This is a genomic window from Thiomonas sp. 13-64-67 (assembly GCF_002282795.1).
GTDB lineage: Bacteria > Pseudomonadota > Gammaproteobacteria > Burkholderiales > Burkholderiaceae_C > Thiomonas > Thiomonas arsenitoxydans.
Map to the genome: position 1 here is coordinate 1 of NZ_NCKP01000056.1, position 11,481 is coordinate 11,481.

At 63.5% G+C, this 11,481-nt stretch carries 12 protein-coding genes, 1 tRNA gene and 1 pseudogene; 9 read left to right on the plus strand and 5 right to left on the minus strand.

Annotated features, from left to right (window positions below):
• Window positions 1-166: 166 nt before the first annotated feature.
• Window positions 167-1,420: a GMC family oxidoreductase N-terminal domain-containing protein gene (locus B7X30_RS12425; protein ID WP_286730930.1), complete on the plus strand. Its 1,254-nt coding sequence runs from the start codon at window positions 167-169 to the stop codon at window positions 1,418-1,420.
• Here B7X30_RS12425 and B7X30_RS12430 read toward each other — a convergent pair.
• From B7X30_RS12430 to ahpC, 4 genes are all read right to left on the minus strand, one after another.
• Window positions 1,415-1,798 (minus strand): arsenate reductase, encoded by a 384-nt coding sequence (locus B7X30_RS12430; protein ID WP_286730932.1) that lies wholly within the window; start codon window positions 1,796-1,798, stop codon window positions 1,415-1,417. The two genes, B7X30_RS12425 and B7X30_RS12430, sit on opposite strands and share 6 nt — an antisense overlap.
• Window positions 1,795-2,580 (minus strand): peroxide stress protein YaaA, encoded by a 786-nt coding sequence (gene yaaA / locus B7X30_RS12435; RefSeq protein WP_286730943.1) that lies wholly within the window; start codon window positions 2,578-2,580, stop codon window positions 1,795-1,797. Before yaaA ends, B7X30_RS12430 begins: the two co-directional genes overlap by 4 nt.
• Before the next feature lie 69 nt (window positions 2,581-2,649).
• Complete coding sequence (gene ahpF / locus B7X30_RS12440; protein WP_286730933.1) at window positions 2,650-4,239, minus strand: alkyl hydroperoxide reductase subunit F; 1,590 nt, start codon at window positions 4,237-4,239, stop codon at window positions 2,650-2,652.
• 152 nt (window positions 4,240-4,391) lie between these two features.
• On the minus strand, window positions 4,392-4,955 hold the full coding sequence (gene ahpC, locus B7X30_RS12445) for an alkyl hydroperoxide reductase subunit C (protein ID WP_013106625.1): 564 nt from the start codon (window positions 4,953-4,955) through the stop codon (window positions 4,392-4,394).
• Window positions 4,956-5,207: 252 nt separating this feature from the next.
• Between ahpC and B7X30_RS12450 the strand changes: the two genes are divergently transcribed.
• Window positions 5,208-6,101, plus strand: a complete 894-nt coding sequence (locus B7X30_RS12450; protein ID WP_286730934.1) for an NAD(P)-dependent oxidoreductase — start codon at window positions 5,208-5,210, stop codon at window positions 6,099-6,101.
• On the opposite strand, the gene B7X30_RS12455 is transcribed toward B7X30_RS12450, so the two are convergent.
• The gene (locus tag B7X30_RS12455; RefSeq protein WP_286730935.1) at window positions 6,085-7,011 is read right to left on the minus strand and encodes an alpha/beta hydrolase; all 927 of its coding nucleotides are present in this window, start codon (window positions 7,009-7,011) and stop codon (window positions 6,085-6,087) included. The genes B7X30_RS12450 and B7X30_RS12455 overlap by 17 nt on opposite strands.
• A 150-nt stretch (window positions 7,012-7,161) precedes the next feature.
• Here B7X30_RS12455 and B7X30_RS12460 point away from each other — a divergent pair.
• The 7 genes and pseudogenes from B7X30_RS12460 to B7X30_RS12490 form a co-directional block, all read left to right on the plus strand.
• A tRNA-Ala gene (locus tag B7X30_RS12460) sits at window positions 7,162-7,237 on the plus strand.
• 173 nt (window positions 7,238-7,410) lie between these two features.
• Window positions 7,411-8,673, plus strand: a complete 1,263-nt coding sequence (locus B7X30_RS12465) for a tyrosine-type recombinase/integrase (protein WP_286730936.1) — start codon at window positions 7,411-7,413, stop codon at window positions 8,671-8,673.
• A gap of 55 nt (window positions 8,674-8,728) precedes the next feature.
• Window positions 8,729-9,004 carry a hypothetical protein gene (locus tag B7X30_RS12470; RefSeq protein ID WP_286730938.1) on the plus strand — a complete coding sequence of 92 codons (276 nt, stop codon included), beginning with the start codon at window positions 8,729-8,731 and terminating at the stop codon, window positions 9,002-9,004.
• 98 nt (window positions 9,005-9,102) lie between these two features.
• The gene (locus tag B7X30_RS12475) at window positions 9,103-9,894 is read left to right on the plus strand and encodes a hypothetical protein (RefSeq protein ID WP_286730939.1); all 792 of its coding nucleotides are present in this window, start codon (window positions 9,103-9,105) and stop codon (window positions 9,892-9,894) included.
• A gap of 107 nt (window positions 9,895-10,001) precedes the next feature.
• The gene (locus B7X30_RS12480) at window positions 10,002-10,298 is read left to right on the plus strand and encodes a helix-turn-helix transcriptional regulator (RefSeq protein WP_286730940.1); all 297 of its coding nucleotides are present in this window, start codon (window positions 10,002-10,004) and stop codon (window positions 10,296-10,298) included.
• A gap of 97 nt (window positions 10,299-10,395) precedes the next feature.
• On the plus strand, window positions 10,396-10,734 hold the full coding sequence (locus B7X30_RS12485; RefSeq protein WP_286730941.1) for a CHC2 zinc finger domain-containing protein: 339 nt from the start codon (window positions 10,396-10,398) through the stop codon (window positions 10,732-10,734).
• Window positions 10,727-11,481: pseudogene (locus tag B7X30_RS12490) on the plus strand (hypothetical protein); the annotation flags it as partial. The gene B7X30_RS12485 and the pseudogene B7X30_RS12490, both read left to right, overlap by 8 nt.

Sequence of the window (11,481 nt, forward strand, 5' to 3'; positions counted from 1 at the left end):
CGCGCTGCTGACCATCACCCGGGCGGACGGCAGCAAGCAGCAGGTCAAGCTCAAGCTGCGCATCGACACGCCGATCGAGGTCGATTACTACCGCAACGGTGGCATCCTGCCCTTTGTGCTGCGGCAGTTGCTGGCGGCCTGAGCGCTCTCGCCACAGCGCACCCGCATGACAGACGCCGCGCCGATCCCCGACGTTCTCGTGGTCGGATCGGGCCCGGCGGGCGCGATGGTGGCGCGGGATCTGGCCCGCGCCGGTGCGCGGGTGCGCATTCTGGAACAGGGCTCGGGGCCGCCTCCCGGCACCAACCTGCTCAAACTCCTGCGCCGCAAAGAGGCGATGCACATCGCGCCCGGCGTGGTGCTGCTGCGCAGCCTGCGGGTGGGCGGCGGATCGGTCACCTTCTATCACACCGCCACGCCCCCGCCGCTGGCGATGTTTGCCCGTCACGGCATCGACCTTGCCGCCGCGCTCGAACGGGTGCAGTCCGAACTGCCGCATGCCCCTTTGCGCGACGATCTGCTCACCCCGATTCCCTCTCTGCTGATGCAGGCCGGAGAGTCTCTGGGTCTGCCCTGGCAGCCGTTGCCCAAGATGATCGACCAATCGCGCTGCGCACAGGGCATCTGCCCGCCGGAGGCCTTCTGGTCGGCGCAGACGCTGTTGCAGCAGGCGATCCGCCACGGCGCGGATCTGCAGACCGGCGTTCGGGTCACGCGCGTGCTGTTCGACCAGGGCCGGGCCATCGGGGTGGAAGCGCAACACCAGGGCGGCGCGGCGCAAATCTTCCGCGCGGGACGGGTGATTCTGAGTGCGGGCGGCATTGCCAGCCCGGCCATCCTGCAGCACAGCGGCGTGGAGCAGGCGGGTGACGGTTTTTTTTGCGACCCACTGCGCATTGTCATGGGCCACGTGCCGGCTCTGCGACGCCCGCACGACATCTCCATGTCGGCGGGTTATTTCAACGCCGACGCGGGCTACATGCTGTCGGACATCACGGTTCCGGCCAATTTTTTCCGCGCCTTCACCTGGGCTGCCGGTCGGCCTGATCAGTTGCTCAGCTACGGCCACACGGCGATGATCATGGTGAAAATCCGCGACGACATCGAAGGCCGCATCGACCCGCACGGGCGCCCCTGGCGGCGCTTCGGGCCGAGCGACCGGCTGAAAATGCGCGCGGGCGTGGAGCAGGCGCGCGCGGTGCTAAAGGCCGCCGGTTCGGGCAAACCTTATGTGTCGCCCTGGGTGGCGGCGCACCCCGGCGGCAGCGTGCGTCTGGGCGAAATGCTCGACGAAAGCCTGAGCTGCCATAGCCCGAATCTGCATGTGTGCGACGCCTCGGTCATTCCCGAGCCCTGGGGGCTGCCGCCCACCCTCACCCTGCTGGCGCTGGGCAGTGAACTCGCCCGGCGCTTGTCATGAGAACGGCGGCAAGAACGGGGATAGCGCGGCGCGCCAATCTGCTTCGTCAAACCCGACCAAAAGCTGCCCACCGGCCTCGACCACGGGCCGTTTGATGGCGCTGGGATGCTGCGCCAGAACCGCCACCGCGCTAGGCGCATCGACCACGCGGGCCTGCGTAGCCGCATCGAGCTTGCGCCAGGTGGTGCCGCGCTTGTTCAGCAGCGCCTCCCAGCCGACGGCCTCGGCCCAGGCTGAGATCTGCGCGGCAGTGGGCGGGGTTTTCTTGAAATCGACAAACTGAAAATCCACGCTCTGCGCCTGCAGCCACTGCCGCGCCCGCTTGACGGTGTCGCACTGAGTCAAACCGTAAACCGTTAAAACCGGCGATGCGTTCATGCAGAAACCTTGTCGCGGCGGAAAACCCACTGATCAATCTTGGAGGCCTCGGGCACGAAGCGGTAGCCGTCGCTGTCGAACGCCTTGAGCGCATCCACCTGAGTCAAGCGATGTTGAATGACATAGCGCGCCATCAGCCCGCGCGCACGCTTGGCGTAAAAGCTCACGATTTTGTAGCCGGTCTGGGGCGTGCCGTCCTGAAACACCGGCTGCACCACGCGCGCCTTGAGCGCTTTGCGATCCACGCTACGGAAGTATTCGTCGGAAGCCAGATTCACCAGCACCGGCTCGCCCTTGCCGCCAGCCAATTCGGCGTTGAGGTTTTCGGCGATTTGCGTCCCCCAGTAGGCGTACAAATCCTTGCCCTTGGCATTGGGCCAGGCCGTGCCCATCTCCAGACGGTAGGGCCGCATGAGATCGAGTGGGCGCAGCACGCCGTAAAGCCCGCTGAGCACGCGCAGATACTGCTGTGCCCATTGCAGATCGGCTTCACTCAGACTGCGGGCATCGAGCCCTTCGTACACATCGCCATTGAATGCCAACACCGCCTGCTTGCTGTCTTGCGGGGTGAAGCTGGGCTGCCATTCGGCAAAGCGCGCGGCGTTGAGCGCGGCGAGTTTGTCGGAAATGCCCATGAGCGCGCTGAGCTGCTGCGGGCTTTGCTTGCGCAGCCCGTCCACCAGCACCTCGGCCTGCAGGGTGAACTGAGGCTGGGTGGCGATGGACGTCGTGGGCGGGGTGGTGTAGTCGAGCGATTTGGCGGGGGACAGGACCATCAACAGCATGTCGGTTCTCACGAAGTCAGAGTGCTGCACAAGTGTATCGACGGCCTGCCCCGCGCAGTTATCCCATCAGGCGGCCACGGCTTCGGCCATCTGCGGCGCCGGGGTGCGGATGAGATAGTCAAAGGCGCTGAGCGCGGCCTTGGCGCCATCACCCGCGGCGATAACGATCTGCTTGTAGGGCACGGTCGTCACGTCGCCTGCAGCCATGACGCCAGAGACCGAGGTCTGGCCTTTGGCATCCACCACGATTTCGCCGAATCGGCTGAGTTCGACCACGCCTTTGAGCCACTCGGTGTTGGGCACCAGGCCGATCTGCACGAACACGCCTTCCAACTCCAGATGATGGCTGGCGCCGCTGGCGCGGTCGGTGTAGGTGAGGCCGTTGACCTTGCTGCCGTCGCCGGTGATTTCGGTGGTTTGCGCGTTGGTGTGAATGGTGACATTGGGCAGACTGCGCAGCTTGCTCACCAGCACTGCGTCAGCGCGTAGCTCGGGCGCGAATTCCAGCAGAGTGACGTGCGCCACCAGACCCGCCAGATCGATGGCGGCTTCCACGCCCGAGTTGCCGCCGCCGATCACGCTCACCCGCTTGCCCTTGAACAGCGGGCCGTCGCAATGCGGGCAGTACGCCACGCCCTTGTTGCGGTACTCGGCTTCGCCCGGCACGTTCACATTGCGCCAGCGCGCGCCGGTGGAGAGGATGACGCTACGCGCCTGCAGGCGGCCGCCGTGGGCAAACTGCACACCGATCAACCCGCCTTGGTGCTCCGCGGGAATGAGCTTTTCGGCGCGCTGTTGATTGAGAATCTCTACGCCGTACTGCCGCACATGCGCTTCGAGCGCCATGCCGAATTTCGGGCCATCGGTTTCCAGCACCGAAATGTAGTTTTCGATCGCCAATGTGTCGTTGACCTGTCCGCCGAAACGCTCGGCTGCCAGCCCCACGCGAATGCCCTTGCGCGCCGCGTAAACCGCAGCCGCCGCGCCAGCGGGGCCGCCGCCCACAATCAGCACGTCGTAAGGCGCTTTGGCGTTGAGCTTGGCGGCGTCGCGCTGCGCAGAGCCGCTGTCCAGCTTAGCGACGATCTCCTCCACATCCATGCGCCCGCTGCCGAACAGCTCGCCATTGAGATACACCGTGGGCACCGCCATGATCTGCCGCGACTCGACCTCGCTCTGATACAGCGCACCGTCGATCACCACTGTTTGCACGCGCGGGTTGAACACCGCCATGAGCGACAGCGCCTGCACTACGTCCGGGCAGTTATGGCAGCTCAGCGACATATACACCTCGAAGCGATAGTCGCCGTCGAGCTGGCGAATCGCTTCGAGGGTCTCGGCCTCGACCTTGGGCGGATGGCCGCCGGTCCACAGCAACGCCAGCACCAGCGAGGTGAATTCCTGGCCCAGCGGAATCGCGGCAAACCGCAAATGCTGCGGCTGGCCCGAGACACGCTCCAGAGCGAAGGACGGGCGCCGCGCGTCGGTGCCGTCGAATCGCACCGAAATCTTGTCGGACAGGCTCGCGATCTGCTCCAGGAGAGTGCGCATCTGCGCCGCGTTCTCGCTATCGTCCAGAGAGGCGACCAGGGTGAACAGCTGAGAGACGCGCTCCAGGTAAGTCTTGAGTTGGGAAAGCAGGGTGTCGTCGAGCATGGCGTGCTCCTTCGAGGTGCAGGTGAGGGTCGGGCGGCAATAGGCTGTTGTTTTGCCCGGCGGATTGCCGTGCGCCGCGTGCCGATTCAAAGAGACGCGGCCTGACCCAAAGACTACTGACTACTGGACCAGGCTCTACGAGGGGCTGAAAATCAGATCTTGCCGACCAGATCCAGCGAAGGCTTGAGCGTGGCTGCGCCTTGCTTCCACTTGGCCGGGCAGACTTCGCCCGGATGCGAGGCCACATACTGCGCGGCCTGAACCTTGCGCAGCAGTTCCTTGGCGTCGCGGCCGATGCCGTTGTCATGAATTTCGCACAGCTTGATCACGCCTTCCGGGTTGATCAGGAAGGTGCCGCGCAGCGCCAGGCCTTCTTCTTCGATCATCACATCGAAATTGCGGGTCAGCGCGCCGGTCGGGTCGCCGATCATCGGATAGTTCACCTTCTTGATCGCTTCGGAGGTGTCGTGCCAGGCTTTGTGGGCGAAATGCGTATCCGTCGAAACGCTGTAAATTTCCACCCCAAGAGCCTTGAAAGTGTCGTAGTTGTCGGCCAGGTCTTCAAGCTCGGTCGGGCAGACAAAGGTGAAGTCGGCGGGGTAGAACACCACGACCGACCATTTGCCCTTCAGGCTGGCCTCGGTCACGTCGAAAAACTTGCCATTCTGGAAAGCGGTGGCCTTGAAAGGTTTGACTTCAGTGTTGATCAAAGACATGTGAAACTCCTTGAGGTTGCTGTTGACGTTCGGCTGTTGCCGAGCTTGTAGAGAAGGTTTTACCTTCATTTATGTTGCAGTGCACACTGTAGAGAACGCGTCCCTGAACGTCCAATGGACACTTTCAATTCAGGCTATAGAAGGCCCCTATGCCTTCCTTATCCTTGCTTATGCCGCTCGCCCTTTCGTCCACCTTTGCCGATATTTTGAGGCCGCGAAGCAAAAGGCAAATCAAACTCTAACTGGTCCGACATGACGACTTCAATTGCTTTCATCGGCCTGGGTGCCATGGGTGCGCCCATGCTGGGCCATTTGCTGCAACTGGGCTGCAGCGCCAAAGCCTATGCCCGCAGCGACAGCAGCCGTGCTGCCGCGGCCGAGCTGGGCGTTCACCTCTGCACCAGCCCGGCAGAGGCCGCGCGCGGCGCCGAGTTCATTTTCACCAACGTCACCTCGACCGAAGACGTGCGCAACGTGCTCTGCGGCCCGGAGGGTGCTTTGCGCGGCGCACAGCCCGGCGCGGTGTGCGTCGACCACAGCACCATCTCACCAGAAGGCGCGCGTGAAATCGGGCAGACCCTGCAGGCCGCCGGGCTGCATTTTCTCGACGCCCCCGTGTCGGGCGGCGTGAACGGCGCGAAGCAAGCCAGCCTGAGCATCATGGTCGGCGGCGATGCCGCAGTGTTCGCCCGCGCCCTTCCCTTGCTGCGCGCCCTCGGCCAAAACGTGCGCCACCTCGGGCCCAGCGGCAGCGGCCAGGTGGCCAAGGCCTGCAATCAACTCATTCAGGTCGTCACCATCGAAGCCATCGCCGAGGCTTTGCTTTATGCCACGCGGCAAGGCGTGGACGCCCACGCGGTGCTCGGCGCCATTTCCACAGGTTTTGCCGGCAGCCGCATGCTGGATCTGATGGGCCCGAAAATGGCGCAGCGCGATTTCGCCGCGGGCATCGAAGCCCGGCTGCACGCCAAGGACTTCGGCCTGATCGCCGCATCGGCCAAGGCCGCCGGGCTGCATCTGCCCGCACTGGAACAGGTACAGCGCCAACTCGATGCGCTGATGAAATCCGGCTGGGGACGGGACGACACCTCCAGCCTGCTGCGGGTGCTGGAGTCGCAACAGGACGGGCTCAATCGGCCGGAGTGAGGTCTTGCGCGGAATCGACGGTGTTGGCGGCGTCGGCCGTTTCGCTCACGCGCTCGCGCTCTCGCGTCCCGATCAGATCCCACAGACGGCTGTGCAACACAGACCCCGGCTGCGCCAGCGCGTCCAGCGCCGAAAAGTGATGCGCGCCCGGAACGACCAGCGTCTTGCCCGATCCGGGCCAGTGGCGGTGCATCAACCGGGCCTGCGCGTGAAAAGCCTCAGACTCGTCAGCGCCCACCGCCAAGGCTAGCGCAGCCGGCCCGGCGGGAGGCAACCACGCCGGCGACATCGCCCGCGCCGAATGTTGCGTGAGCTTCAGGTCGCGCTGCAAAAACGCCGTCTTGCGCACCGCCTCCAGGTCGTACACCCCCGACAACGCGAGAGCCCCCGCCGGAATCTGGGCCGGCAGATCGTCGCCGTACCAATCGAAGCGGCAGGCCAGCATCATGGCCGCCAGATGCGCACCCGCAGAATGCCCCGCCAACACGATGCGCGAACGATCCACGCCAAAGTCTTCCGCCCGTCGCCAGACCCACGCCAGCGCCTGCACCACATCGCCCACGATCTGCTGCAACGGCGCCCCGGGGGCAAGCGCGTAATTCACCACCACCACATGCACTCCGCGCGCTACGAACGGCGGCGCGATGAAACTGTGATCAGCCTTGTCCAGCGAACGCCACCAGCCCCCGTGGATGAACACCAGACAGGGCGCCAACCCCGTCGCGGCCGGGGCGAACCAGTCCAGTGTCTGTGCAATCGAATCGCCATACGGCAGATCGAGCAGGCAGGGCCAGTTCAACCGCGCCTCCTGCGAGTCGCGCTTCCAGCGCGCGAGATAGTCGGCCCAGTCGGGCACCAGCTCACGATTGTTGAATTGGCGGTCGAGCACCGCAGCGTCGTAACGCATCATCCCACCCCACCGGGTTCGAATACGGATTTATGACGACTTGATGGTAGGCCTGGAAGTCGCACCTCACCACCTGAGATACCGTTCGTTACCAATCACCCCATCCCCGGCAATCGATCCCGCTTCCCGGCGTCGGTTATGATTTTGCTTTTCGGGCCGATAGCTCAGCTGGGAGAGCGCTGCGTTCGCAATGCAGAGGTCGGGAGTTCGATCCTCCTTCGGTCCACCATCAACACGTTCGTAGCAGTACGCAGAAGGCCGTAAAGCAAAGAGAAATCAACGCTTTACGGCCTTTTTTCGTTCGTAGTAGTGCGCCGCAGTGCGTTGACAGCCGGTATTTCCTGACGGTATCTTGGACGGTATCCCGTCTTTTTTGACGGTATCGACCGAGGAAATACCGTCATGCCGCTGACAGATACCGCCGTTCGCCAAGCCAAGCCGACCGACAAGCCGCGCAAGCTGCCCGACGAAAAAGGGCTGTACCTGCTGGTGACGGTATCCGGCGGAAAGCTTTGGCGGTACGACTACCGCTTTGCAGGCAAGCGCAAGACGCTGGCGCTGGGCGCGTATCCCGATGTGACACTATCCGAAGGCCGCAAGCGCCATGCAGATGCGCGTGGAATGCTTGCCGCTGATCCGCCCATTGACCCGGCAGACGCCAAACAACAGCGCAAAGCAGAACAGAAAGCCGAGGCAGAGCACGCTGCCCTGGTGAGCGAAGGCAAGCCGCTACCCGGCATGTTTGAAACCGTTGCACGCGACTGGATTGCACGCCACCTCGACGCCAAAGCCGCCAGCCATCGGGACAAGGTTGTCCGCCGCCTTGAGCGCGACGTGTTCCCCTATCTTGGCCGCCGCCCTGTTGCCGAAATCACCGCGCCGGACATCTTGGCCGTGCTGCGCCGGATTGAAGGCCGTGGCGTGCTGGAAACCGCGCACCGCGCGCAGCAGAACATCGGCCAAGTGATCCGCTATGCCATCGCCACAGGTTGCGCCGTCAACGATCCCACACAAGCCCTGCGTGGAGCCTTGCCCGCCTACATCCCCAAACACATGCCCGCCCCGGCAGACGATCCGCAGGCCGTGGGCGCCATCCTGCGCGCACTCGACGCTTTCAAGGGCACGCCGATTGTGGCCACCGCCATCAAGCTGCTGCCGATGGTGTTTTGCAGGCCCGGCGAACTGCGCACCATGCGCTGGGAAGATGTTGACCTCGACGGCGCGCAGTGGCGCTACATCGTGAGCAAGACCAAGACGGAACATCTTGTTCCCCTGTCTCGGCAGGCCGTGGAGCTGCTGCGCGATCTGCACCCGCTGACAGGCCACCTACCCGCAGGCTGGGTGTTCGTCGGACGCGCACCGACACAGCCCATGTCTGACGCCGCCATCAATGCCGCCTATCGACGCCTGGGCATCGACACCCGCACCGAACTGACCGGACACGGCTGGCGATCTGTGGCGCGCACCATCCTGCACGAACACCTGGGCTATGAGCCTGCCGTGATCGAACACCAGCTTGCGCACGCCGTGCCGGATGCGCTCGGCACCAGCTACAACCGGACGAAGTTTCTCAAGCAGCGCCAGCAGATGATGCAAGCGTGGAGCGATTACCTCGACAAACTCAAGACCGGCGCGGAAATCATTCCGATCCGTGGCGCAGCCTGACGATCAACACCGCTGCCTGACGGTTTCAGGCATGACAACCTGAGAGAGGTAAATCATGACTGGCGCAACAAACCATCACCCGAAAAGCGAGCTGGGCTATGACGACGATTTAACCCCGGAAGAATTGGCGATTCGCATGCGAGGGGTGAAGCGCATCCATTACTACGTAGTGTGCGACGCGCTCCTGCCGTCTGGAGAACGCTGTATCGGGTACCCCTTAGCGGGGCCGTTTCTGCGAGCCGACGATGCGAGAGAGGCGGCAAAGTATGTGCAACTGCCACCGAATGCGCTCACCGGCATCGAGCTGGGGGAGCATCGCTACTTCCGCTGACCCGTTTCGCGCCAGGCTATCCCGACGGGGAGAAAAGCGGGAACCTTCACCCGCCTGACTGGTGCCCATTTTTGAAGGCCAGCGCAGAAGGAGCGCAAATGGGACGATATATCGAGATTGAGCCAGGCAGCACGTTCCTTGCCGCCTGGGAGCTAGGCCGCCGCATCGGTGCGCTGCTGTGCCCACCGCTGAACACGCCACCACTCCTCGTGAGCTTGCAGAAAAAGATTCCCCAAGCGGAGCCTAAAAATTTCCGAATCGAGGAACTGACCGACGCCGACTTGCTGTACCTGCGCGCCGTCTGGAAGGGCATCAACATTCCCGATGCACTGAACATGACGCCCGAACAGTGGGCGCAGTGCAAGGCCGCATTTCAGGCCGCACCTGACCGCCCCGCATGGGATCTTGTCGCTGGCTTTCGGGATTACGCGAACGAAGCGAAGTCCGAGCAGTACCGCATCGCCAACAAACACATTCAGGCTATCAACGCCCTGATTCTTTCGGGCAGGATGCGCGCCTATGACGCTGACCTGGTGCCAGTCCAAAAGGTGGATGGATGGGAGACGCAAATCCTCGTGGACGAAGCCCGCGCCTACCTGGAGCCGCTGGGGTTTGATCTGGTGGAATCAGCGCAAGCAGCAGAGGATGCAGAGCGGGGAACGCCAGCCGAGCAGCCAGAAGCAAATCAACCACCTGAGCCATGCCTTGACCTGGAATCAAGGGATAGCCAGATCGTGGACTTCATCATTGCATGTAAGGGAAAGCGCCAGAAGAACTACATCAAGCTAGCAACCACTCAATTCAGTCTCGCTGATTCGACGATTCGAAAAATCTGGAGCGAAGGGAAGCCGTCAGACTATTGGCCCACGCCAAAGCGCCCAAGACTGTAACTCGCCACCAAGTCGCTACAGACGCGCTATCCCGCGCAAGCCGCGCCATTGCTTGATTTTCGATAGCGAGTTGCGAGCTACCGACTAGCGCGCTCAGAGTTCGCCGCATGTTCACCCCTAACCAAGGACATGCGATGCAAAGCCCTGAGATTCAAACCCCTCCGAAAACCAAGCCGCGCCGTGTTGCGCCAGCGACGGCGGATATTCACCCGAACGCCCTGCTGCGAATCACTCAGATCATCGGCACGCCGAAAACACCGGCGCTGCTGAATGTCGGACGGACGCACTTCTACCGGCTTGTCAAAGAGGGCAAATTCCCGAAGCCGACGAAGTTAGGCCACATGAGCGTGTGGAAAGCTTCGGACGCGCTGCAAGCCATTGCCAAGCTGACGGAGTCTAAATAATGCGCCGCCGCCTGCACCGCCTGCTGCTGGACATCGCGCCACTGGTACTCGCTGCGCTGATCGTGCTCGACGTGCTGCTGCTGGTGGGGGTGAAACCATGATCCCCCGCCGCACCACCACACCGGCAAAGAGCCGCGCCGCACTGCTGGCGCTGCGCCCGCATTTCGACCGCAGCCGCCTGCCCGATCCTGAGAGCTACTTCACCGCTGAACTCGGCGCGCTGCATGGCCGTGGCACCTGGCGCGATGCTCTGTGTTGCTTCCACCCGGACACCCGGCCAAGCCTGCGCGTCAACGTGCAGACCGGCGCATTCCGCTGCATGGTCTGCGGCGCGTCTGGGGGCGATGTGCTGGCTTTCCAGATGCAACGCTATGAGCAGTTCTTCCCCGCTGCTGCAAAGGCGCTGGGAGCCATGACGGGAGGCCGCCATGCTTGACGTGCTCGACGCTGTGGAAACACCCCAGCAGGCCGCCCGCAGATTGTCAGCGCCAGCCCTGCGCGACGGTTTCAAGCCCGAAGCGCTGCACACCTACACCAGCGCCAGCGGAGAACCGCTGTTCTGGCGCATTCGGCTGAAACACCCAGAGACCGGCGCGAAGTGGATCAGGCCGATGCGCCGGACGGCAGACGGCACAGGGTATGAGATCGGTGAACCGCCCGCACCACCTGCAGGGAAACTCCTCTACAACCTGCACCGCATCGCCGCAGACCCCGCCGCCGTGGTGATCGTGTCCGAGGGCGAAAAGGCCGCCGATGCGCTGGGGAAGCTAGGAAGCATCGCCACCACCAGCGGAGGCGCGAACAGCGCCAGCGCAGCCGATTGGACGCCGCTGAAAGGCCGCGCTGTAGTGATCTGGCCCGATGCTGACGAACCCGGCGTGCAGTATGGCCGTGACGTTGCCGACAAGCTGCAAGGCATCGCCGCAGAAGTGCACATCCTCGACGTGGCAACAATCGATCTGCCGCCGAAGGGTGACGCCTGGGACTGGTGCGACGCACACCCTGACGCCACCGCTGCCGATGTGCTGGCGCTGGCGACGCTGCCGGTTTTGTCTGCTGCACCCCTTGCGACAGTTGCGACAGTTGCGACACCTGCGACACCTGCGACACCTGCGACACCTGCGACACCTGCGACACCTGCGACACCTGCGACACCTGCGACACCTGCGACACCTGCGACACC